This window comes from Microvirga sp. BF8, from assembly GCF_059888585.1.
Genome location: NZ_CM187619.1, coordinates 2,544,691 through 2,567,926 on the forward strand (window position 1 = coordinate 2,544,691; position 23,236 = coordinate 2,567,926).

Annotated in this window: 22 protein-coding genes and 1 riboswitch; of the genes, 14 read left to right on the forward strand and 8 right to left on the reverse strand. The window is 64.5% G+C overall.

Going from position 1 to position 23,236, the window contains the following annotated elements; translation table 11 throughout:
- The first annotated feature begins 31 nt into the window (after positions 1-31).
- From AC522E_RS12085 to AC522E_RS12120, 8 genes are all read left to right on the forward strand, one after another.
- Positions 32-2,215, forward strand: a complete 2,184-nt coding sequence (locus AC522E_RS12085; protein WP_500746514.1) for a RelA/SpoT family protein — start codon at positions 32-34, stop codon at positions 2,213-2,215.
- A gap of 6 nt (positions 2,216-2,221) precedes the next feature.
- A complete protein-coding gene (locus AC522E_RS12090) occupies positions 2,222-2,917 on the forward strand; it encodes a gamma-glutamyl-gamma-aminobutyrate hydrolase family protein (RefSeq protein ID WP_500746515.1) in 696 nt (231 codons plus the stop codon).
- 233 nt (positions 2,918-3,150) lie between these two features.
- Positions 3,151-3,262: riboswitch (TPP riboswitch) on the forward strand.
- Entirely contained in the window at positions 3,253-3,861 is a 609-nt protein-coding gene (locus tag AC522E_RS12095) for a YkoF family thiamine/hydroxymethylpyrimidine-binding protein (protein WP_500746516.1), read from the forward strand. (Overlaps the previous riboswitch by 10 nt.)
- A 42-nt stretch (positions 3,862-3,903) precedes the next feature.
- The gene (locus tag AC522E_RS12100; RefSeq protein ID WP_500746517.1) at positions 3,904-4,488 is read left to right on the forward strand and encodes an ECF transporter S component; all 585 of its coding nucleotides are present in this window, start codon (positions 3,904-3,906) and stop codon (positions 4,486-4,488) included.
- Complete coding sequence (locus AC522E_RS12105) at positions 4,481-6,151, forward strand: ABC transporter ATP-binding protein (protein ID WP_500746518.1); 1,671 nt, start codon at positions 4,481-4,483, stop codon at positions 6,149-6,151. Before AC522E_RS12100 ends, AC522E_RS12105 begins: the two co-directional genes overlap by 8 nt.
- Entirely contained in the window at positions 6,145-6,897 is a 753-nt protein-coding gene (locus AC522E_RS12110) for an energy-coupling factor transporter transmembrane component T family protein (protein ID WP_500746519.1), read from the forward strand. The genes AC522E_RS12105 and AC522E_RS12110 overlap by 7 nt, the downstream gene beginning before the upstream one ends.
- A gap of 91 nt (positions 6,898-6,988) precedes the next feature.
- Entirely contained in the window at positions 6,989-7,573 is a 585-nt protein-coding gene (gene pyrE / locus AC522E_RS12115) for an orotate phosphoribosyltransferase (protein WP_500746520.1), read from the forward strand.
- Between the two features lie 243 nt (positions 7,574-7,816).
- Positions 7,817-8,485: a LabA-like NYN domain-containing protein gene (locus AC522E_RS12120; RefSeq protein ID WP_500746521.1), complete on the forward strand. Its 669-nt coding sequence runs from the start codon at positions 7,817-7,819 to the stop codon at positions 8,483-8,485.
- Between the two features lie 84 nt (positions 8,486-8,569).
- Here the strand turns inward: AC522E_RS12120 and AC522E_RS12125 are convergent, their stop codons facing one another.
- Positions 8,570-9,358 carry a crotonase/enoyl-CoA hydratase family protein gene (locus AC522E_RS12125; protein ID WP_500746522.1) on the reverse strand — a complete coding sequence of 263 codons (789 nt, stop codon included), beginning with the start codon at positions 9,356-9,358 and terminating at the stop codon, positions 8,570-8,572.
- Between the two features lie 94 nt (positions 9,359-9,452).
- Here AC522E_RS12125 and AC522E_RS12130 point away from each other — a divergent pair, with 94 nt between their 5' ends.
- The gene (locus AC522E_RS12130; RefSeq protein ID WP_500746523.1) at positions 9,453-10,046 is read left to right on the forward strand and encodes a TetR/AcrR family transcriptional regulator; all 594 of its coding nucleotides are present in this window, start codon (positions 9,453-9,455) and stop codon (positions 10,044-10,046) included.
- A 15-nt stretch (positions 10,047-10,061) separates the two neighbouring features.
- Here the strand turns inward: AC522E_RS12130 and smpB are convergent, their stop codons facing one another.
- Both smpB and dapA read right to left on the reverse strand, forming a co-directional pair.
- Positions 10,062-10,535, reverse strand: a complete 474-nt coding sequence (gene smpB, locus AC522E_RS12135; protein WP_500746524.1) for an SsrA-binding protein SmpB — start codon at positions 10,533-10,535, stop codon at positions 10,062-10,064.
- 4 nt (positions 10,536-10,539) lie between these two features.
- Positions 10,540-11,424, reverse strand: a complete 885-nt coding sequence (dapA, locus tag AC522E_RS12140) for a 4-hydroxy-tetrahydrodipicolinate synthase (protein ID WP_500746525.1) — start codon at positions 11,422-11,424, stop codon at positions 10,540-10,542.
- Between the two features lie 177 nt (positions 11,425-11,601).
- Between dapA and AC522E_RS12145 the strand changes: the two genes are divergently transcribed.
- Entirely contained in the window at positions 11,602-13,719 is a 2,118-nt protein-coding gene (locus AC522E_RS12145) for a lytic transglycosylase domain-containing protein (RefSeq protein WP_500746526.1), read from the forward strand.
- 42 nt (positions 13,720-13,761) lie between these two features.
- A complete protein-coding gene (locus AC522E_RS12150; RefSeq protein ID WP_500746527.1) occupies positions 13,762-14,655 on the forward strand; it encodes an alpha/beta fold hydrolase in 894 nt (297 codons plus the stop codon).
- Between the two features lie 316 nt (positions 14,656-14,971).
- Here AC522E_RS12150 and AC522E_RS12155 read toward each other — a convergent pair whose 3' ends face one another.
- From AC522E_RS12155 to AC522E_RS12170, 4 genes are all read right to left on the reverse strand, one after another.
- Positions 14,972-16,276: a porin gene (locus AC522E_RS12155; RefSeq protein ID WP_500746528.1), complete on the reverse strand. Its 1,305-nt coding sequence runs from the start codon at positions 16,274-16,276 to the stop codon at positions 14,972-14,974.
- A gap of 483 nt (positions 16,277-16,759) precedes the next feature.
- Positions 16,760-17,875, reverse strand: coding sequence for a 4-hydroxyphenylpyruvate dioxygenase (gene hppD, locus AC522E_RS12160; protein ID WP_500746529.1), 1,116 nt, complete (start codon positions 17,873-17,875; stop codon positions 16,760-16,762).
- 86 nt (positions 17,876-17,961) lie between these two features.
- A complete protein-coding gene (maiA, locus tag AC522E_RS12165; protein ID WP_500746530.1) occupies positions 17,962-18,588 on the reverse strand; it encodes a maleylacetoacetate isomerase in 627 nt (208 codons plus the stop codon).
- On the reverse strand, positions 18,585-19,085 hold the full coding sequence (locus AC522E_RS12170) for a MarR family winged helix-turn-helix transcriptional regulator (RefSeq protein WP_500746531.1): 501 nt from the start codon (positions 19,083-19,085) through the stop codon (positions 18,585-18,587). The genes maiA and AC522E_RS12170 overlap by 4 nt, the downstream gene beginning before the upstream one ends.
- 104 nt (positions 19,086-19,189) lie before the next feature.
- Here AC522E_RS12170 and hmgA point away from each other — a divergent pair, with 104 nt between their 5' ends.
- Positions 19,190-20,557 carry a homogentisate 1,2-dioxygenase gene (hmgA, locus tag AC522E_RS12175; RefSeq protein WP_500746532.1) on the forward strand — a complete coding sequence of 456 codons (1,368 nt, stop codon included), beginning with the start codon at positions 19,190-19,192 and terminating at the stop codon, positions 20,555-20,557.
- 92 nt (positions 20,558-20,649) lie between these two features.
- Here the strand turns inward: hmgA and AC522E_RS12180 are convergent, their stop codons facing one another.
- Positions 20,650-21,738 carry a TRAP transporter substrate-binding protein gene (locus AC522E_RS12180; protein ID WP_500750666.1) on the reverse strand — a complete coding sequence of 363 codons (1,089 nt, stop codon included), beginning with the start codon at positions 21,736-21,738 and terminating at the stop codon, positions 20,650-20,652.
- Positions 21,739-21,817: 79 nt separating this feature from the next.
- On the opposite strand from AC522E_RS12180, the gene AC522E_RS12185 reads away from it, so the two are divergent.
- Together AC522E_RS12185 and AC522E_RS12190 are read left to right on the forward strand one after the other, a co-directional pair.
- Positions 21,818-22,837 (forward strand): fumarylacetoacetate hydrolase family protein, encoded by a 1,020-nt coding sequence (locus AC522E_RS12185; RefSeq protein ID WP_500746533.1) that lies wholly within the window; start codon positions 21,818-21,820, stop codon positions 22,835-22,837.
- Complete coding sequence (locus AC522E_RS12190) at positions 22,837-23,202, forward strand: VOC family protein (RefSeq protein ID WP_500746534.1); 366 nt, start codon at positions 22,837-22,839, stop codon at positions 23,200-23,202. The genes AC522E_RS12185 and AC522E_RS12190 overlap by 1 nt, the downstream gene beginning before the upstream one ends.
- The last annotated feature ends 34 nt before the right edge of the window (positions 23,203-23,236 follow it).

Genomic DNA, 23,236 nt, shown 5'->3' on the forward strand with positions numbered 1-23,236 from the left:
TACACGGATACGGGAAGGAGATGGCCGCCGGATGATGCGCCAATACGAACTTGTCGAGAGGGTCAAGCGCTACAACCCCTCGGCCGATGAGGCGCTTCTCAACCGCGCTTACGTGTATGCCATGATGGCTCATGGCAACCAGAAGCGGGCTTCAGGCGACCTGTTTTTCGGCCATCCCCTTGAGGTGGCTGCGATTCTCACGGATCTCAAACTCGACGACGCCACGATCGCCGCCGCCGTTCTCCACGATACGGTGGAGGATACCCAGGCCACCCTGGAGGAGATCAACAAGGCGTTCGGGCCGCAGATCGGCGCCCTCGTCGACGGGTTGACCAAGCTCAAGCGGCTCGATCTGGTCTCCAAGCAGGCTGCCCAGGGCGAGAACTTTCGCAAGCTGCTGCTCGCCATCGCCGACGATGTTCGGGTGCTTCTCGTCAAGCTCGCGGACCGGCTCCACAACATGCGGACTCTCCAGTTCATGCCGCCGGAGAAGCGCAAGCGCATCGCCGAGGAGACCCTGGACATCTACGCTCCGCTCGCCGGGCGCATGGGTATCCAGGAAATGCGCGAGGAACTGGAGGACCTGGCCTTCCACAATCTGGACCCCGAGGCCTACGAGGCGATCTGCCGCCATCTGCGCGAAGTGACGGCCAAGAGCGAGAAGCTGGTCGACGAGATCGAGCGCGACCTCACCGCGAAGCTGGAAGCGCAGGGGATCCACGCGACGGTCACGGGCCGCCAGAAGCGACCCTATTCGATCTGGCGCAAGATGGAGCGCAAATCGGTTTCGTTCGAACAGCTCTCCGACATCTTCGGCTTCAGGGTCATCGTCGGCACGGTCGACGAGTGCTACAGGGCGCTCGGGGTCGTGCATACCAGCTGGCCGATGGTTCCCGGGCGCTACAAGGACTACATCTCCACCCCGAAGCAGAACGACTACCGCTCGATCCACACCACCGTGATCGGCCCCGGGAGCCAGCGGGTCGAACTTCAGATCCGCACCCAGTCCATGGATGAGGTCGCGGAATACGGCATCGCCGCCCATGCCCTCTACAAGGAAGGCGTCAACGACAATTCCCGCCTCGCCAACGAGAGCCGCGCCTACCAATGGCTGCGCCGGACCATCGACCTCCTGGCCGAGGGCGATACGCCGGAGGAGTTCCTCGAGCACACCAAGCTCGAGCTGTTCCACGACCAGGTCTTCTGCTTCACGCCGAAGGGGCGCCTGATCGCCCTGCCCCGCGGGGCCACGCCGATCGATTTCGCCTACGCGGTCCATACCGATGTCGGCAATACGGCGGTGGGCTGCAAGATCAACGGTCGGATGGCACCCCTGCTCACCGAACTCCAGAACGGCGACGAGGTCGAGATCGTCCGCGCCGCGGGCCAATCCCCGCCGGCCGCGTGGGAATCCCTCGTCGTGACCGGCAAGGCCCGCGCCTCGATTCGCCGCGCGACCCGCGCCGCCGTGCGCCAGCAATATACAGGACTCGGCCGGCAGATCCTGGAACGCGCCTTCGAGCGGGCGCGCCGCGCCTTCTCCGATGAGAAGCTGAAAGGCGCCCTTCCCCGCCTCGCACGGATCTCCATCGAGGATGTCCTCTCGGCCGTCGGCCGGGGCGAGATGTTCTCCGGCGACGTGGTCCGGGCCGTCTATCCCGACTACAAGGAGGAACGGCGCACGGCCGGGGCGGATGGCGCCCCCGCGCAGGGCGAGAAGAAGCCCAACGGCACGGCGAAGGGCCCGGGCGAGCAGGGCACGAGCGCGATTCCGATCCGCGGCCTCAATGCCGACATGCCGGTGCGCTTCGCTCCGGAAGGCGGCGCTGTGCCGGGCGACCGGATCGTCGGCATCATGACGCCGGGCGAGGGTGTCACGATCTATCCGATCCAGTCGCCGTCCCTGGCGGCTTTCGACAACGAGCCCGACCGCTGGATCGACGTGCGCTGGGACGTGGAGCCTGACGATCCGCAGCGCTTTCCCGCCCGCATCAAGCTACAGTCGATCAATGAACCGGGTTCGCTTGCCCAGATCACCCAGGTGATCGCGGACCACGACGGCAACATCGACAACGTGGCCATGAAGCGCCGCACGCAGGACTTCACGGACATCACCATCGATCTCGCCGTGTGGGACCTGAAACATCTCAACGCCATCATCGCGGAACTGCGCGCCAAGCCGGTGGTCAGCCGCGTCGATCGGGTCAACGGATAGGACACCATGACATCGAAGCCTCGCATCGCCATCATCCTTGGCGAGAACACCAGCGCGGGCGGAACCCGCTACGACATGGCGAAGGGCTATTTCAATGCCGTCGCACGCGCGGGCGGCCTGCCCTTCGGCATTCCTTACGTGGCGGATCTGGTCTCGCCGGTGGCGGACGAATTCGACGGCTTCATCAGCGTCGGAGGGCGTATCAACTTTCCGACGGGCTGGTACGTCGATGGCGATGCCTCGCAGTTCCCCCTCTCCGACCGTCTCGCCGTCGACCAGGCCCTGATGGAAGCCTTTCTCGAACGCGACAAGCCCGTGCTCGGAATCTGCAATGGCATGCAGATGCTGGCCTGCCTCCATGGCTGCCGCATGGTGTCCGACATCCGCGCCACGCGACCCGACATCATCCCGCACGACGGCGACGATCTCGTGCACACGGCGAATGTCGCGCCCGGCACGGCACTTGCGCGCATCCTCGGCACCGACCGACTCGATGTGAACACCTTCCATCGGGAGGCTGTGGTCGAGGTCTCCGACAAGGCCATCGCCAGCGTTCACGCTCCCGACGGCGTCATCGAAGCCATCGAGATTCCTGCTTACCGCTTCGCCATCGGCCTGCAGTGGCATCCCGAGGCGATGGCCGCCGACCACCAAGGCCACCGGGTCTTCGATGCGTTCGTGGACGCGTCGCGGCGGGCGTAATCTCTCTACGGGGAACCGGACACCGTCATTCCGGGGCGCCGCAGGCGGCCCGGAACCCATAAACGCTGCGCCTCAAAGGAAAATCGCAGCCGCCGCCACTGTGCTCTGCCCTGTACCGGTAGCGGCTATGGCTTCCGGGCTCCGCTTCGCGGCTCCCAATTGACCTTGGGCGCGATCCTCTCCCGGAAAGACGTGGGAATTGCATTTCCCCAAGGAAAGGTGCTAAAGCTCCCGCACTTCGACAGGGGTGCTCCGTATTGCCGGGGCTGAGATGGCGGCGCGAAGCCGACGGACCCTCAAGCTGATCTGGGTAATACCAGCGGAGCGAGGCGACCATGTTTTCCGGCGCACAGATTTCCCTCTACCCCATGACGGACGATTTCGTCCGCGTCATTCTCGATGCCATCGGCGCGCTCGAGCCGTACCGGCCCGCCTTCAGGATCGAGACTGACGACATCTCTACCCTGCTCGTCGGCCCTCCCGACCAACTCTTTCCCGCCATGCGCGATCTCTTCGTCGCGGCGGCAGGCACCGGAACGCATTGCGTTCTCGCGGCGACGGTGTCGCGCGGCTGTCCCGGAGAGCCGGACGATCCGATCTGCACGCCGATCGCAGGATCCGGCCATGACCGGCCCCTCTCCGAGCGTATCTCTTCGGCCATAGACAATGTGCAGACGGCACCGAGGACCGGTCGGACGGTTGCTGCACAGTTCTCGCTCTATCCGCTCGGCAGCGGTCATCACATGGACGAGATCTACGGCTGCATCGATTTCCTCAAGCAGTCCGGTGTCTTCGACAGGTCGAAGAATTTCTGCACCAAGCTGCGCGGAGATGCGGGCCAGGTCTTCGCGACGTTGAGCGAAGCCTTCCTGCGTTTCGGCGCGCCGGAAGGGCATGTCGCCCTCGACATCAAGGTCTCGGCCAACAGCCCGACCGCCGCGTAAGCGCTGCCTGTCTTTCGCCCTCCACATTGCGGGATCGTATTCATGTCTGCTCACCAAGGCTGGACTCTCAAGGAAACTCTCATCGTCACCGTGCTCGGCGCCGTCTTCGCCGTGCTCTATATCGGCTGGGTCCAGGTCTGGTTGGTCGCCCAGGCGGTGTTCGGCTCCCTCACCATGGACGTGGTGATGGGGTTCTGGTTCGTTGCCTCCATCGTTGCCGCCGCCATCGTCCGCAAGCCGGGCGTGGCCTTCGCGGCCGAGGTCCTTGCAGCCGGCGTGGAGATTCTCCTCGGCAGTCCGGGCGGCCTGATCCTCGTCCTGTCGGGCGCAATCCAGGGCGCTGGGGCGGAAGCGGTCTTCGCGGCCACCCGGTGGCGCAATTACTCACTGCCGGTCCTGATGGCGGCGGGCGTCGGTGCTGCGATCTTCTCGTTCGCCTATACCTGGGTCCGCTTCAATTATGGCGCCCTGCAGCCCGGCGTGCTCGTCGCCATGTTCGCCCTGCGGTGCGTGAGCGGCGCCGTGCTCGGCGGCTGGCTTGGCCACCTGATCGTCGAAGCTCTGTACAAAACCGGGGCCCTCGCAGGCCTCGCCATCGACAACGACAAGCGAGCCGCGCTTGCCTGAGAATGCGGTCGCGCATTGGCAGCGGACCTCGGTCCGTTACCCCTTCGAGAAGCGGGATGCGGTCGGACCTGTCGATATCGAGATCCGGCCGGGGGAACGGCTCCTGCTGCTCGGGCCCTCCGGATCCGGCAAATCGACCCTGCTGCTGACCCTGACAGGCCTGATTCCGCGCAGCATCCCCGCCGAGATCGGCGGACAGGTCAGTCTCTTCGGGCTGCCGGCCTCGGACCGCGAGCCCTGGGCCTGGGCGATTGACGTCGCCCAGTATTTCCAGGACGCGGACCAGACCCTGTGTGGGATGCGCGTCGAGGACGAGATTGCCTTCGCGCTCGAAAACCGCGCCCTGCCGCCTCCCCTGATCGCGGAATCCGTCCGGTTCGCGATGGAGCGGGTCGGCCTGCCGGATGCCTGGCGCCGGCGCAGGACCTCGACCTTGTCGGGGGGCGAGCGCCAGCTCGTCGCGCTCGCCGCGACGCTCGTGCAGAATGCGCCCTTTCTCGTCGCGGACGAACCGACGGCGCATCTGGCGCCTCTGGCCGCGAGCCGCCTGCACGATCTGCTGATGCAGATGGATGGCGGCCACAGCATCCTGATCGTCGATCACAGGCTGGACGGATTGATCGCATCGATCGACCGGGTCGTCGTCCTCGGCCCGGACGGCACTGTCGTCTCGGAGGGCGAGCCCCGCACACTGTTCCGCGAGAAGCGCGCACTGCTGAACTCCCTCGGCATCTGGTGCCCACCGTCCAGCGCGCTCGACGCCGCGCTTGCGGAGGCAGGCGTCGCTCCAACGGTCCCGCCTCTCTCTGTTGCGGAGGCGCTCGCGCATCTCGATCCTGCGTCGGCCCCGGCGGGAGAGATCGCAAAGGCCGAACCTGTGGTTCGCGCTTTCCTCGAAACCTGTCTGGCTCCGGCTGCGCCATCGGACAGAGGCGATGAACCGCCTCTCGCCCGGTTGGGGGCTGCCGCCTGCGCGCCCTTTCTCGGCCCTGTCGTTCTGCGTGACGTCGACCTGTCGATCCACGAGGGCGAGATTCTCGGGATCCTCGGGGCGAACGGCGCCGGCAAGTCCACGCTCGGCGCGTGCTTGGCGGGCCTCGTCCCTCTCAAGGGCGGAACAAGGCATGGCGCACCGGGCGCACTCGCGTTCCAGCGCCCCGAGAACCAGTTTGTGGCCGGCACGGTCCACGATGAGATTGCGGGCGTCCTGCCACGCCATATGGAACAGAGCGAAAAGCGCCGCCGGGTGTCCGAGGCGCTCGGCGACTGGGGACTTGCAGGTCTGGACCTTCGTCACCCGTTCACGCTCTCGCAAGGCCAGAAGCGGCGTCTGGTCCTGGCCACGCTCACAGTCGGCGACCGGTGGCCGTTCCTTGTCCTCGACGAACCCACCGCAGGCCTCGACGCTCACGGCGTGGCGGTGCTCATGGATGAAATCGTCTCCCTCCAACGGGGAGGCCGCGCGGTCGCGGTCATCACGCACGACATGGATTTCGCGCTCAGCCTGTGCACGCGCTGTGTCATCGTCGGGCAGGGCCGCATCATGGCGGACGGGTCGCCAGAGTCGCTGCTGTTCGATTCCGAACTCCTGACCCGCGCGGGACTGGCGGAACCATCCTGCGCACCGGCCCGCCGGTGGTTGAGCCAGGTTCCGTCATGCTGAGGGCGGTCAACCCGATCACCAAGCTCGTCGTCTGCGCCGTGTGGCTCGTCGCGGCCATGCTGGTCTTCGATACACGCTTTCAAGCCGCCTGCATCCTGGTGCCGGCACTGGCGCTCGTGCTTCTGAATCGCACCTCCCCGCTTCTCCTGCTGGCCCTGACGGTTCCGTTCGCCCTGTTCGGATTCGGCTTTCTGACCACATCCCTGCTCTTCCACAAGGAAAGCGATTTCGCGCTGCAAGTGGCTGGCGAATCCCTCTTCTCCACCCCTGCCTTTTCCGCCGGACTGACGCTGCTCCTGCGCGCGATCGCCTGCGGGATGATCTCCGTGTTCTTCGCCCTCACGTCCGATCCGAACACGGCGGTCAGGGCGATGATGATGTCCTGGAAGCTGCCCGCACGGATCGGCTATTCCCTGTTCGCGGCGATGCAGCTCGTGCCCGATCTCGCCATGGAGGCGCAGCAGATGCGCATCGCCCGTGCCATGAGGTCCGGCCGCGCGCCCCGCCGGATCCCTGGACCCTTCGAGCTCCTCAGCCTGGTGATCCCGCTCCTCGCCTTCGCGATCCGCCGGGCCGGCCGCGCCGCCATCGCCATGGAAGCGCGCGGCCTCGCGCCGGACGGGCCGCGCACGGTGATGGACGCGCCGGGTTTCGGCCGTCGGGACTGGGCGTTCGCGATCGCTGCGCTCGGCATTCTCTCCGCATGCGGGTCCTTCGTCGCCCTCAGTGATCGCATCATGCCGTAACTCTTTGCTGGAAGCTCGCGCGATGGGGCATGCTCCCCCTTGCGTCCCGCCCATGTGCCTGCCAAACAGCGGCAACGCAGGAGAGACAGGCATGACCCCCGACGACGTTCTCGACGAATTCCGTTCCGCCGGCGCGCTCCTGGAAGGCCACTTCATTCTCTCGTCCGGCCTGCACAGCCCGGTCTTCCTGCAGAAGATGTTCGTTTTCCAGGATCCCGCCCGCACGGAACGTGTCTGCCGCGCCCTGGCGCAGCGGATCAGGGATGTCTATGGGCCTGTCGACTATGTGGTCTCGCCCGCCATCGGAGGCATCGTTCCCGGCTACGAGACCGCCCGGCACCTGGGCTGCAAAGCCATCTTCGTCGAGCGGGAGAACGGCGTCTTCGCCCTGCGGCGGGGCTTCACGATCCCGGAGGGAGCGCGGGTCGCCATGGTGGAGGACATCGTCACGACGGGCCTGTCCTCGCGGGAGTGCCTGGCGGCGCTCCGCGAGCATCCGGGCCATCTTCTCGGTGCGGCCTGCCTCATCGACCGCTCCGGAGGCAAGGCGGACCTCGGCGTACCCCTGGTCTCCCTGATCCAACTCGACATTCCGGCCTATCCGGCAGACAAGCTGCCGCCAGAACTCGCCGCCCTGCCGGCGGTCAAGCCAGGCAGTCGTAACATAACAACATAATAAGTGACTGATAGCTTGTCGGGAAATAAGGCTTTTTTAGAGCATTAACTTGACATGAAGATGCCACGTGGCTTTACTATTACTGTTTTCGTTTTTACTCGTCTGATGGGTTTTTAAAACAGCCTGTTTCCAGGCACGTCGCAAATAAGTCGCGTGATTGTATTTAAGACGCGAAAAATTTGATGTCGCTTTGTTAAGCAAGTTGTTTTGACGGGCCCAGCCGGATCAAGCAAGAGATTAGGAATGGCAGGCCAGCAACGGATCGCGCTCTTCATTGACGGAGCCAATCTTTACGCTACGACAAAAACCCTTGGCTTCGATATCGATTATAAGCGGCTGCTCAAAGAGTTTCAAAGCCGAGGCACGCTTATTCGTGCTTTTTACTATACTGCACTGGTGGAAGACCAAGAGTATTCTTCCATTCGCCCGCTGATCGACTGGCTTGACTATAATGGCTATCGGGTGGTGACGAAGCCGACGAAGGAATTCGTCGATTCCGCCGGGCGCCGGAAGGTCAAGGGCAATATGGATATCGAGCTCGCCATCGATGCGCTCGAACTCGCTCCGTATATCGATCACATGGTGCTGTTCTCCGGCGACGGCGACTTCCGTTCCCTTGTCGAGGCCATGCAGCGCCGGGGCGTGCGGGTCTCGGTCGTCTCGACCGTTACGACGCAGCCGCCGATGGTCGCTGACGAGCTGCGCCGCCAGGCCGACGAATTTCTCGACCTCTCCCAGCTTGCGTCGAAAATCGGCCGTGACCCGACTGATCGCCCGCAGCGGGCGTCCGGCGAAAATGGCGAGCGCGCCGAACGTCCGGAGCGTCCCGCGCGGCACCAGCCGCCGCAGAATGGCGGGCTCGAGCGCCGCTACGGCATCCGGCAGGCCTCGGACGACGATTTCGAGATCTGAGCGGACACGGCTCCGCCAGAGATAGATTCCCCCGAATGTCAGCTGCGGCGGCGGAGCGGTCATGAGCTCCGCCGGCTCGCAAGATCACCGTCCGGCATAGACGGGCGTGCGGCGGTCCATCCAGGCTGCGAGACCCTCCTTCAGGTCGTGGGTTGGAACCAGCGCGGCGAACTGCTCGCTTTCCACGTGAAGACCTTCGCCGATCCCCATGTTCAGTCCCCGGCTGACGGCAGTGATGATGCTGCGGGTCGCCGAGGCCGAATGGCGCATGATGCGCTCCGCCAAGGCCTGGGCTGCCGGAAGAAGCGCCTCGTGCGGCACGATCGCATTGATCAAGCCGAGTTCCAGCGCCCGCTCCGGCGGGAATGCATCGCCGGTCAGCAGAAGCTCGAGGGCGCGCTTGCGCCCGGCGAGCCGAGGCAGCCGCTGGGTGCCACCGAAGGTGGGAGGCATGCCGAGCGCGATTTCAGGCTTGGCGAAGAGTGCTTTCTCGCTCGCGACGGCGAGATGCACCGCCTCCGTGATCTCGCAGCCGCCGCCATAGGCAAGCCCGTTGACGGCAGCGATGACCGGCTTCGGAAATGCCTCGAGGCGCGCCGTCAGCGTCTGCCCGCGCCGTACGAAATCGCGCAAGGCCGTCGACGCTCCCTTTCCGACGCTCCGTGAGAATTCGGGGATGTCGCCGCCCGCTGAAAAGGCGCGCCCGGCACCTGTGAGGATGACCACCCGCACGTCGGCGGCGATCTCGATCTCGTCGAGAAGCTCGAGAAGCCAATCGATGGTCTCGTAGTTCAAGGCATTGAGCTTATGGGGGCGGTTCAGGGTCAACCAGGCAATGCGGTCCTTGATGTCCAGGATCACGGTTTCTGACATTTTCCAGCTCTCTTTCAGCCATGGGATGGTTGGGAGAGGGTATGGCGAGAACGCGGATCGTGTATACTCACTGGTCGGTATACATGGAGGCCCGATGGCGGCGAAACCCATCCCTGAGATCCCGACCCGGGAACGCATCGTCTCGGCCGCGATCAAGCTGTTCTACGACGAAGGAATCCGGAGCGTGAGCATGGACGCCGTCGCCGAGAAGGCCGGCGTTACGAAGCGCACGCTCTATTACCATTTCGAGAGCAAGGATGATTTGGTGACGGCCTATCTCGAGGCCCGCGACCAGCCCAATCTCACCCTGTTCAAACGGTGGTTCGCGGAGCGGGACGGTGGCCTGCCCGCGAAAGTGCAGGCCATCTTCCTGAATCTGGCCCGCTCGGCGCGCCACCCGAAATGGAAGGGGTGTGGATTTCTCAGAACGTCGGCGGAGCTTGCCAACATGCCCGGCCACCCGGCCATGAAGATCGGCGCTGCGCACAAGAAGAAGTTCGAGGATTGGCTGCGCGCCACCTTCGAGGCCGAGGGCGTGGCTGATGCGATATCCCTCGCGCGAAAGATCGTCCTGCTGCTGGACGGATCCTTCGCCGTGGTCCTCCTTCACCGGGACCCATCCTACATGGAGACCGCGGGCGAGGCCGCCGCGACACTGGTCGAGAACGCCTTGAGGGCGCGGGGATAGACCGACCCTGGCGGATCAGCCTTTGTCGCGCATCAGGCGTGCCTTCTCGCGGTTCCAGGAGCGTTCCTTCTCCGTCTCGCGTTTGTCATGCAGCTTCTTGCCGCGTCCGAGACCGAGCTCGACCTTCGCCCTTCCGCGGTCGTTGAAATAGACCTTGAGGGGAATGACCGTGAACCCCTCGCGCTGGGTGGCGCCGATCAGCTTGTTGATCTGGCGCTTGTGCAGGAGAAGGCGCCGGGGCCGGCGTGTCTCGTGGTTGAAGCGGTTGGCTTGGAGATATTCCGGAATATAGGCGTTGAAGAGAAAGAACTCCTCCCCGGACGGACCGGCATAGGCTTCGCCGATCGTGGCCTTGCCCTGGCGCAGGGATTTCACCTCCGTTCCGGTCAGGGCGATTCCGGCCTCGTAGGTGTCCACGATCTCGTAGTTGAACCGCGCCTTCCGGTTGTCGGCAACGATGCGATGGGCGTTTTTCGGATCGCTTTTCATGGTCTCACGCGTTGATCAGGCCCGCATTCACCATGGCCGCGCGCACTTTCTTCTTGGTGGTCTCCGACACGGGCAGCATGGGCAGGCGCACGGTGTCGTCCATCAGTCCGAGCACGGAGGCGGCATATTTCACGGGTGAAGGGTTGGTTTCGATGAACATGGACTCGTGCAGGGGCATGAGCCGATCCTGGATCTTCAGAGCCGCTGCGAAGTCGCCCTGGAGGCAGGCAGACTGCATCTCGGCACAGAGGCCCGGCGCCACATTGGCGGTCACGGAGATGCAGCCGTGCCCCCCGTGCGCCATGAAGCCGAGAGCGGTGCCGTCCTCGCCGGAGAGCTGGATGAAATCCGGACCCATTGCCTGCCGCTGCTGGCTGACGCGGGCGATGTTCGCGGTCGCGTCCTTGACGCCGACGATGTTCTTCAGCTCGAAGAGCCGTGCCATCGTGTCCACGGACATATCGACCACCGACCGGGCGGGAATGTTGTAGATGATGATCGGGATGCCGATGGCATCGTTGATCGCCTTGAAGTGCTGATAGAGCCCTTCCTGGGTTGGCTTGTTGTAATACGGCGTCACGATCAGGACGGCGTCGGCGCCGACCTGTTCGGCGTGCCTGGAGAATCCGACGGCCTCCTCCGTGCTGTTGGACCCGGCCCCGGCGATGACCGGCACCCGGCCCCTCACCTCCTCGACGCAGATCTGAACGACCCGCTCGTGCTCCTTGTGGCTGAGCGTCGGGCTCTCCCCCGTGGTGCCGACCGGAACGACGCCGTGGCTGCCGTTCTCGATCTGCCAGTTGATGAAGCCACGGAACGCCGCCTCATCCACGGCCCCGTCCTTGAATGGGGTCACGAGAGCCGTGATGGAGCCTTTGAATTGCGTCATGTTCGTCCTCGAGAAATGCAGCGTCCGTTCGGGATTTCAGGCGTGAGGCCTACACATAGGGGCTGCGGCGCATCCGCGCAAACTGCCTTGTCGAGAGTTGTCCTAGCCCGTGACATGGTGTTTCCTCAAGCGTAACGTCGCCGAAACAGGGCATGGGGCGACGACAAGGGGATCGCGATGAGCCTCAGCACCCATCTTCTGCGCCGCCTCATGGCGTCGGCTGTCCTTGTCCCGTTGTCATATCCGGCCGCCATGGCCGCCACCTCGCCGGAGGGGCAGAGCCTGGCCCCACAGCCGGCATCGGCGCGGGCCTTGCCCGATCCCGAAACCACCGGCTCGGTCGACGGCTATGGCTATGTTCCGCCGATCGCGCCGCTCCGCGACCAGGATTATCTGCCCCTGATCCTCAAGGCTTATCGCGGCGGCGACTGGACCGAGGCGGTCATTCTCGAAACGAAGCTGTCCCAGCCCGCCTCCCAGGCGCTCGCCGAATGGTTCGCGATCCGGAGCGGCATCCCCATGGGCTTCGATCGGATCATGTCGTTCGGGACGAGCTATCCGGACTGGCCGCGGACGACCCGGTTCCGGCGACGGGCGGAGGAGGCTCTCGTGGCCGAGCGCAGGCCTGGGCCCCAGGTCCGGGCCTTCTTCGCTGACCAGAAGCCTCTGACCGCGTCGGGCCGGATCGCCCTCGCCTTTGCCGACAAATCCGAGGGCCTCGACAGCGAAGCGAACGCCCAGATCCGCAACGTGTGGCGGGAGGATTCCTTCGGGAGCGAGTGGGAGAGCCGGATCCTCGACCGGTTCCCCGGCGCGCTGGACCGCGCCGATCATCGGTTCCGGATGGAGCGGCTGCTTTTCAAGGAATCCTGGAGCGCCGCGCTTCGCGCAGCCGGCTATGCCGGTAAGGACTACGAGGCCCTCGCCAAGGCGCGGATGGGCATCTATCAGGGCAAGCGCAAGGCGGAGAAGGCCTTCTCCGCCGTTCCTGCGGCCCTGCGCAAGGATGCTTCCTATCTCTTCTCCCGCGCCCTTTATCTGCGCCGCTCCAACAAGCTCGCCGAGGCCGCCGCCGTCATGGCGCAGGCGCCCCGCGACCCTGAATCCCTCGTGGACGGGGACGAATGGTGGTCCGAGCGCCGGCTCCTCGCCCGCACGCTTCTCGACAAGGGCGACGCAAAGACGGCCTATCAGCTCGCCAGCCAGGCGGCTCCCGAATCTCCGGCGCAGCAGATCGAAGCGGCTTTTCATGCCGGCTGGATCGCCCTGCGGTTCCTGAAGGATCCAGACGCCGCCTCGCGGCATTTCGCAGCCGCCGAGAAGGCCGCCACCACTCCGATCTCCCTCGCCCGCGTCTCCTATTGGCGCGCCCGAGCGGCGGAAGCGGCCGGATCGTTCCGGGACGCACAACTCTATTATGAACGCGCCGCGGACCGGCCGACGACCTATTACGGCCAACTCGCCAAGTCCAAGCTCGGACAGCCGATCACGTTGCGGACCGTCGAACCTCTCTCGGCCGAGGAGCGCAACGCCTTCGGTAACCTCGTCCCGATCCAGGCTCTGATGCTCCTCCAGCAGCTCGCCGAGCCGGATCTCGTCCTCGGGCTCTATACCGAACTGGCCCAGTCCCTCGACGATCCCGGTCAGCTCGATGCTCTGGCCCGCCTTGCGGCCGAGAGCCGGAATCCCCGTGCCGTGCTGATCGTCGGCAAGCTGGCCTCGCAGCGGGGCCTCCCCCTCGACATGCATGCCTATCCCCTGGCCGCCGTCCCCGATTTCGAACCGGTCGGCGACGAGGTGGAACCGGCGATGGTCTATGCCATCGCCCGCCAGGAAAGCGCCTTCAACCCCCGCGCCCTGTCCAGCGCCGGAGCCCGTGGTCTGATGCAGCTCATGCCGGCAACCGCCAAGGAGACGGCCCGTCGGTTCGGTCTCGGCTTCGACCTGGACAAGCTCGTCGCGGATGCCGCCTACAATGCGAAGCTCGGCTCAGCCCATCTGAGCGAGCTCATGAGCAATTGGAAAGGGTCGCATATCCTCGCCTTCGCCTCCTACAATGCCGGCGGCGGCAATGTGAGAAAATGGATCAAGGCCTATGGCGACCCTCGCGACCCGGAGGTCGACGCCATCGACTGGGTGGAGCGGATTCCCTTCTCCGAGACGCGCAACTACGTTCAGCGGGTCGTCGAAAACCTCAACGTCTACCGCCAGCGTCTCAAGGCGCCCCGACCTGCCGAGCCGACTCAGCCGGCCCCCGCCGACGTCACCGCCGAGGCGACACAACCGGTCAATTAAGGCAGGATGGCGGGCCTCTCAGGGATGGATTCGGAGCGACAGATGAATGGCCCTTATCGGGATCTTTTCGTATCGGCGGCGGACGGCCTGCGCCTTTATGCCCGCGATTACGGACCCGATCTCGGTGATGCTCTGCCCGTCATCTGCCTCCCGGGCCTTGCCCGGACCTCCGAGGATTTCCATGACCTCGCAACAGCGCTGAGCGCGGACCCGTCCCGCCCCCGCCGCGTCCTGTCCGTCGATTATCGGGGACGGGGCCGCTCCGACTGGGACAAGGACTGGCGCAACTACGATGTCCGGATCGAGGCCAACGACGTGCTCCAGGTCCTGACCGTTGCCGGCATCCACAAGGCCGTGTTTGTCGGAACATCGCGGGGCGGGCTGATCACGATGGCGCTTGGCGCCCTGCATCCGACCGTCATTGCCGGGGCCGTGCTCAACGATGTCGGCCCGGCGATCGAGGGCAAGGGCCTGATGCGGATCCGCGGCTATGTCGGCAAGCTTCCCGTCCCAGGGACCCTGCACGAGGGCGCGGAGCTCCTGAAGCGGATGGCCGATACCCAGTTCCCGCGCCTGACCGACGACCAATGGCTCAAGCAGGCACGGGGCACCTGGCGGGAGGACGATGGACGCCTTGTCCTGAGATACGACCCGCTCCTCATGAAGTCGCTCGAAGCCCTCGACCTCGAACTGCCTCTGCCGGACCTGTGGCCGCTGTTCGAGGGCCTGAAGCCTTTTCCCGTTCTGGCGATCCGCGGCGCAAACTCGGATCTGTTGAGCGCCGGCACCCTTCAGGCGATGCAGGAGGCCCATCCGCGCCTCAAGGCGATCACCGTGCCGGACCAGGGACACGCTCCTGCGCTGGAGGGCGATCTGATCACAGCGATCAGGCACCTGGTCGTGGAGACCGAAAAGTCCCTCGCCGGGCCTATCTAGACGCCAGCTCCGCCGCACCGGAAGGACGCAGGGCACGACAGGAACAGGCTTGTCCCCCATGCGATGATGGCCGGACGGCGGCGCTCGGACGAGCGCCTCAAGGGGATCGGGTCCGACAGCGGGCTGGACGCTTCAGATCGATCCGATGCCTGTTCCCTCGAGCGCCGCATGGCCGCTTGCTGACATCGGTCTCCACCTTTCACCGGCGTAGCCCCTCGGGCCGCCTGCGCGGATCTCAGATTCCGCATGACGCGCCAGTAAAAGAAAAACCCCGGTGTCGCCACCGGGGTTTTCCTCACCAATCGGATTGAACCGATTAGAAGTCGCGCTGAACGCGGATGCGGCTTTCCCAACCGTTGGAGTTGCGGAAGCCAAGGCCCGTCGCCGGGTTGACGCCACGCAGATCCGTGTTGGCGTAGATGACTTCCACGCCGAGGTCGAGACCCGACACCGGCTGCCAGATCACGTTGGCGCCGAGGCGGTACTCACGGAAGTCAGCCGGGGTGTTGAAGGCCTGACGGCTGTCCGAGCTCAGGTACGAACCGAAGAAGTTCGAACGGATTTGCGGGGTCCAGTAGTGACGCAGACCACCGGCAACCGACCAAGCGCGGGTCTTCTTCAGATCGCCCGTGAGCGGATCGATGCTGGCATCCACGAGGGTGGGGGTGCCGTTCTCGAACGCAGCGAACGGGGAGATGATCGTGCCAGCGTTACCACCGTCGAGATAGGCCGGAGCGCCATCAGCGAAGGTCGCAGCGAGCCACAGAGCGTCGCCGGGGGCGAGCTGCGGCAGGTTCACGCTACCCTGGAACGACACGGCGAAGCCGTACTCGGTGTCCGGGTAGTCAGCGACCACGCCGAACGGAGTGGCAACCGAGAACAGGTTGTTGCTGCGGATCTGGTGAACGGCGCCCGAGAGCTGAGCCGTACCCCAGGTGCCGGTGTACTTGATGTTACCGACAACATCCGGAACGCGCTGACCAGCGTACTGAGCGGCAGCCCAGGTATCGCCGAAGGTCAGGCCTTCACGACGCTGCAGACCGTCTTCGAGCGAGATCGTCGCCGAGAAGCCGTTGCCGAAGGTGAAGGTGTAGGCCAACAGGTCGACGTCCGGAGCGTCGTCGAAGCGCAGCGTGCCGAAGTGACCGGTGGGCAGGTCGCCGTTCGAGAACATCGACACGACGCGACCGGCGGTCAGGCCACCGAACTGAATGAAGGCTTCAGCCAGGTTCGAGCTGACGGCGGAGACGCCGTTGCCGCCGGGGCCGCGGAACGGCGTAGCGGAGGTGCGGGTGAGCTCGTAGCGGACGAACGTACGGAGCAGGCCGTAAGCGGTCTGGGTACGAGCGTCGACCTGGATGCGGCCACGGGTATAGAAGCCGGTAGCATCCTGGGCGCGGGTCAGCGGCTCACCGTAGATGTACTGAGCGCGGACGCGGCCACCGACACGCAAGCAGGTGTCCGTGCCGGGGATGTAGAAAAAGCCTGCGCCGTAGGTGGAGCAGACACGAACGTACTCAACAGGAGCCGCCTTCTTCACGGGAAGATCGGCAGCTTGAGCGCCCGCAACGGCGGCGAGACCCGCGACCGATCCGAGCATAAGGCTCTTAACGAGCTTCATTGGTTGACCTCCAAAGTTTCGAGACCCTGAGGGGCCGGGTTTTGTGCCTCGACAGCTTCTACGAAGCGTAAAACACGTCCCTTTCCCCTAGAGACCTGACAGCCCCACCAAGTGGCTGGAACCGACAAATCACGACTGGGGTGCCCCCGTCGCTGTGGTCACATTACCGAGACAGCCCCCGCAGGCAACCAAATGAAGGCGCAAAAGGGGCCGGAAGCGGGGGTTTTCGAAGGCATGTTGCACAAAGGCAACGTTTACGTGAGCGGCCATTTACGCTTCGTAAAGATTTGGCGGGAATTCCTAACAAATCCTTAAGGACAAAGCATTTTTTGGCTCGGTGGCCTGCGGCGCAGCTTCCGGATTCGGCGCCTGCCGAATGGGAAGGGGCAGTGGATAAGTCCGCCGCCCGTGATCGGGCCGAAAATGGAAGAGGCCGGGAATGGCCCGGCCTCCTCGAATCGTTGCGCGGTCTGTCGAGTCGGCTCAGGCCACCTTCGGCTTCAGGACGCCGCGGCGAATCTGGTCCTCCTCTATCGACTCGAAGAGCGCCTTGAAATTGCCTTCCCCGAAGCCCTCGTCGCCCTTCCGCTGGATGAACTCGAAGAAGATGGGGCCGATCGCGGTCTTGCCGAAGCGCTGGAGCAGGACCTTGGTGAACCCGCCCTCCACAACGCCCTCGCCATCGATGAGGATACCGTTCTTCCTGAGGCGCTCGATCGGCTCCTCGTGATTGGGGAGCCGCTTGTCGATGCGGGAGTAGTAGATCTCATTTGGTGCCGGCATGAAATCGACGCCGGACGCCAGCAGCTTCTCGATCGATTCATAGAGATCTCGGGAGCCCAGGGCGACGTGCTGGATGCCCTCGCCCCGGTATTCCTGCAGATATTCCTCGATCTGCCCGCTCTCGCCCGCATCCTCGTTGATCGGGATGCGGATCTTCCCGTCGGGACTGGTCATGGCGCGGGAATGGAGGCCTGTGAGCTTCCCTTCGATGTCGAAGTAGCGGATCTGGCGGAAATTGAAGAGCTTTTCGTAAAATCCGGCCCATTCGCTCAAGCGGCCGCGGAAGACGTTGTGCGTCAGGTGGTCGATGTAATAGAGGCCCATGCCTTCGGGTTTGGGATCCTTCTCGCCGATCCACTCGAAATCGACGTCGTAGATGGAGCCTTTCGCCCCGTAGCGGTCGACCAGGTAGATCTGCAACCCGCCAATTCCCTCGATGGCCGGAATCTCGAGCTCGTTCGGCCCGGCCTGGGTCTCGACAGGCCTGGCACCAAGTGACAGGGCGCGCTCATAGGCGAGCTTCGCATCGACCACCCGGAAGGCCATGGCAGGGGCGCTCGGCCCGTGCTGGCTGGCAAAACGCTCCGCGAAGGAGCCGGGCTGTGCATTGACGACGAAGTTGATATCGCCCTGGCGATAGAGCGTGACGTTCTTGGAACGATGCTTTGCGACCCGTGAAAACCCCATCGTCTTGAACAGGCGATCGAGCTCCTCGGGATTGGGATGGCAGAACTCGACGAACTCGAAGCCATCGGTGCCCATCGGGTTCTCGGCCGAGATGGTCGGGGGTGGCGCATCGTGCGGAAACGGTCCCATGATCTTCCTCCTGTTCAACGCCCGTCCGCTTTCGGCGGACTGGCTGTTACGACTGCGCTTCCGCCGAGAGCGGAGGCGCGCGGGTTTCAGGTCGCGTCCGGCTGGCGGGCGGGAGCGGAATCGCGAAAGGCGGCGTGGTGGGAGCAGGCCTCGTCCACGGCAACGATCCTCGGATAGTCGTCGAGCGGGATATTGAAGCGCCGCGCATTGAACACCTGCGGCACGAGATAGAGGTCCGCCAGCGTGATCCGTGCTCCGAAGGCATAGGGGCCGGGCTCGATCAGCCTCTCGATCGCATCGAACCCTTCGCGGACCCAATGGCCGTACCAGGCGTCCAGGGCCGCCTGATCCTGGCCGAGCCGGTTCTTGAGATATGCGAGGGAGCCGGAATTGTTGAGCGGGTGGATATCGCAGGCGACGATGCTCGACACGGCGCGGACCCTGGCTCGCTGGACGGCACCGACCGGCAGCAGCGGCGGCTCGGGATAGACTTCGTCCAGATATTCGAGGATGGCGGGGGACTGGATCAGCGTCGCGTCGCCGAGATCCAGGCTGGGCACGCGTCCCTGTGGGTTGACGTGCCGGTAACTCTCTCCCCGCTGTTCGCCCTTGAGGAGATTGACCGGGACCGCTTCGTAGGCAACGCCCTTCAGATGCAACGCGATCCTGACCCGGTAGGCCGCGGATGAGCGGAAATAGGTATAGAGCTTCACGCCTCCCCCTCCCCTTCCGGCGCCATCGCGCGGGCCCGCAGCGTGAGACGGTCGACGAGAGCGGCGAAGAGCGCCTGTTCCTGCGGGTTCAGGATGGACAGGAGCCGCCCCTCGAAACTGAGGGCCTCGGGCACGACGGCATCGTAGATCTTCCGCCCCTCCTCCGTCAGCGCCAGCCATTCCTCACGCCGGTCGTCCTGGTTGGGCCTGCGGGCGATCAGACCACGCTGCTCCAGGGCTGCGACGGCGCGCGAGACGGTCGATTTGTGCATGACCCCGTGGGCCGCGATGTCCCGCGCCGTCCGCACGTCGTATTGCCCGAGGGTCGCCACCACGCGCCAGGCGGGAATCGAGAGACCGAAACGCTCGGCATAGATCTGCGCGAGCGCGTTCGACGTCAGGCTGGCGAGGACGTTGAGCCTGTATGGCAGGAATCGCTCAAGAACCAACAAGGGTTCGAAGGTTTCCTCGCGGGCGGTGGAACCAGATGCCGTCATTGACATAAACCGTTGCTCATGCAACTAATAAGCCATAATCGTTGCATTGGCAACCACCTGCGAGCCACGGCCGCGGAGCCGCGCTCGAAGCCGAGGAGATCGCCATGAACGTTCAGAACGTCTCCGGTTTTCAGGCAGGCGATCAGCGCAGGAGCGCGATCGTGCCCGGCTATATGTCGGGTTTTGGAAATTCGTTCGAGACCGAGGCTCTGGAAGGTGCCCTCCCCGTCGGACGCAACTCCCCGCAGAAAATCAACTACGGCCTCTACGCGGAGCAGCTTTCCGGCTCGCCCTTCACCGCGCCGCAGGCGACCAACCAGCGGTCCTGGCTTTACAGGATCCGCCCAACGGTCAAGCATTCCGGCCGCTACGTGAAGGTCGACAAGGGCTTCATGCGCACCGCTCCCGCGGCCCGGGAAGAGAGTGATCTGCCCCTCGGCCAATTGCGCTGGGATCCGCTGCCCCTTCCCGAGCACGACACGACCTTCGTCACCGGGCTCTTCACGATCACGACTGCGGGCGATTCCGATACCCAGGTCGGCATGGCAGCGCACATGCTTCTCGTCACCCGCTCGATGGAGGCCGAGTATGTCTTCAATGCGGATGGTGAATACCTGGTCGTGGCGCAGGACAATCCGCTGCGCTTCCGGACCGAGTTCGGGATCATCGACATCGAGCCCGGCGAGATCGCCGTCATTCCCCGTGGCGTGATCTTCAAGGTCGAACTGCTCGCAGGTCCGGCGCGGGCCTATGTCTGCGAGAACTATGGCGGTGCCTTCACCCTGCCCGACCGGGGCCCCATCGGCGCCAACTGTCTCGCCAATCCGCGTGATTTCCTGACGCCCGTCGCAGCCTACGAGGACAAGGAGGAACCCTCCAGCCTGTTCGTGAAATGGGGCGGAGAACTCTATCGCACGGAGATCGGCCAATCACCCCTCGACGTGGTGGCATGGCACGGCAACTATGCGCCCTACAAATACGACCTCAGGCATTTCTCGCCGGTGGGCGCGATCATGTTCGATCACCCCGATCCGTCGATCTTCACCGTCCTCACCGCACCGTCCGAGACGCCCGGTACGGCGAATGTCGACTTCGTGATCTTTCCCGAGCGCTGGGCGGTGGCCGAGAACACCTTCCGCCCGCCCTGGTATCACCGCAACCTGATGTCGGAATTCATGGGCCTTGTTTACGGCGTCTATGACGCGAAGCCCGAAGGTTTCGTGCCGGGAGGCATGTCGCTGCACAACCAGATGCTGCCGCACGGGCCGGACGCGACGGCCTTCGAACATGCCAGCAACGTGAAACTCGAGCCCGTGAAGCTGGAAGGAACTCTCGCGTTCATGTTCGAGACGCGCTTCCCGCAGCGGGTGACGACGTTCGCCGCAGAATCATCCGCCCTGCAGGACAACTACATCGATTGCTGGCGGGACCTGAAGAAGCACTTCGATCCGGACCGGCGTGAGCCGAAGTGAGGCAGGCCCGAGCCAGGCGCCCGTCATTCCGGGCCCGCGCCAAAGGCGCATCCCGGAATGACAGTGCTGGGTTCCGCAATGAGGACGATGCGTCACACCTTTCCGCGGGTGCGGATCATGAAGGTGTCGAAGGCGTATTCGTTGAGCTGCCACCAGGGCAGCACGTCGGCCCGGTAGGCGACCATCGAATCGTAGGCCTTCTTGAAATCGGGGCTCTTGGCGGAGAGCTCGCCGTAGAGCTCGTTCGCCGCCTTCAGCGATGCCTCCATGATCGGCTGCGAGAAGGTGCGCAGCTCGGCGCCGTTTCCGACCATGCGGCGCAGGGCCTGGCCGTTCACGGCATCGTATTTGCCGAGCATCCAGTTGTTGGCGGCCTCGGAGGCCTGGGCCATGATGGCCTGATAGGTCTTCGGCAGTTCGTTCCACTTCTTCTGGTTGATGACGAGATGGAGCATCGCGCCGCCTTCCCACCAGCCGGGGGCGTAGTAATATTTCGCGACCTTCAGGAAGCCGAGCTTCTCGTCGTCGTAGGGACCGACGAATTCCGCGGCATCGAGCGTTCCGCGCTCGAGAGCCGGATACACATCCCCCGGAGCGAGTTGCTGCGGCACGACGCCGAGTTTGGCCAGCACCATGCCGCCGAGGCCGCCGATGCGGAACTTGAGCCCCTTCAGGTCGTCGACCGTGTTGATCTCCTTGCGGAAGAACCCGCCCATCTGCGCACCGGAATTGCCGCAGACGAGGGAGGTGACATCATATCGGGCCAGGACATCGTTGATGATTTCCTTGCCGCCCGCGAAGTGCCACCAGGCCTGCTGCTGCCGCGCGTTGAGACTGAAGGGAAGGCCGGTGCCGAGTCCGAGGGCCGGCTCCTTGCCGATATAGTAATAGACCGGCGTGTGAGCACATTCCACCGAGCCGTTCTGGACAGCGTCGAGAGCCTGAAGGCCGCCGACGATCTCGCCCGGCCCGAAAACCTGGATCTGGAACTTGTTGTCCGTCGCCTCCGCCATGTACTTGGCGAAGGTCTGCGCCGTGCCGAAGATCGTGTCGAGCGACTTGGGGAAGCTCGAGGTCAACCGCCACCGGATCTCGGGCGCGGATTGCGCAATCGCGGGAGCTGCCACCGTTCCGGCGGCGGCCGCAAGTCCGGCGCCGGTCAGGAAGGTTCGTCTTTTCATTGTATTCGTCGTCATAGGCGTTTCCCCGCGATGCAATCCGTTGCAAGCTCAGTGAAGCATAACAACCCGGTCGGTCAGTATGAAGCTTTCTTCCCTCAAGCAAGGCCGTGATGGCCGTCTCGTGGTGGTCTCCAGGGACCTCACTCGCGCAACGGATGCTTTTTTCATCGTTCCGACTCTTCAGCAAGCCCTCGACGACTGGGACCGCTTCGCCCCCAGGCTGAGGGACCTCTCGGAGCAGCTCGAACACGGCTCCGTGCCCTCGTTCCGCTTCCACGAGCACGATTGCGATTCCCCCCTGCCCCGCGCCTATCAATGGGCCGACGGGTCGGCCTATGTGAACCACGTGGAGCTCGTGCGAAAGGCACGGGGAGCCGAGATGCCGGCCTCGTTCTGGACCGACCCGCTGATGTACCAGGGCGGATCGGATGCTTTCCTCGGCCCGCGCGACCCCATTGTCGCCCTGGACGAGGCCCATGGGATCGACTTCGAGGCCGAGATCGCCGTCGTCACGGGCGACGTGCCGATGGGCGCCTCACCGGAGCAGGCGGCGGACAGCATCCGTCTCGTGATGCTCGTCAACGACGTGTCGCTCCGCAACCTTATCCCCGCGGAGTTGGCGAAGGGCTTCGGCTTCTTCCAGTCGAAGCCGTCATCCGCGTTCTCTCCCGTCGCAGCAACCCCTGGCGAGCTGGGCGAGGCATGGGAGGACGGCAAGGTCCGCCTGCCCCTGCTTTCGAGCCTCAACGGCCACCCCTTCGGGCGGCCGGATGCGGGCGCCGACATGACGTTCGATTTTCCGAAGCTGATCGTCCATGCCGCCAAGACACGGCCCCTTAGGGCAGGCACGATCATCGGATCGGGCACGGTGTCGAACAGGGATGCGAATGGCGGTCCGGGCCGGCCGATCGCGGAAGGCGGCGTCGGCTATTCCTGCATCGCGGAGCAACGCACCATCGAGACGATTCTGAAGGGCGAGCCGAAAACGCCGTTCCTGTGCTATGGCGATACGGTCCGCATCGAGATGAAGGACCGGCATGGCCATTCGATCTTCGGCGCCATCGAACAGACGGTCATGGCGCCCGGCGCGGAGACTTGATGATCCGTCTCGACCACATCCAGCTCGCCATTCCTCCCGGCGCGGAAGAGCCGTGCCGCCGCTTCTACATCGGCATCCTCGGCATGGAAGAGGTTGAGAAGCCGCCCTCCCTTGCGTCGCGCGGCGGTCTCTGGCTGCGCAGCGGCGATGTCCAAGTCCACCTCGGTGTCGAGCAGGACTTTCGCCCCGCGCGGAAAGCGCATCCCGGTTTCATCACCGACGATCTCGATGCTTTGGCGGCAACCCTCGCTGATGCCGGACACGAGCCTGGTTGGGACGATGCCTTGCCCGGAATTCGCCGTTTCTACGTGGCAGATCCGTGTGGCAACAGGCTCGAATTCCTCGCAGCGCAGACGTTGCGATAGGAACGTGACCGATCCCGGACGGATCGCTGCGGAA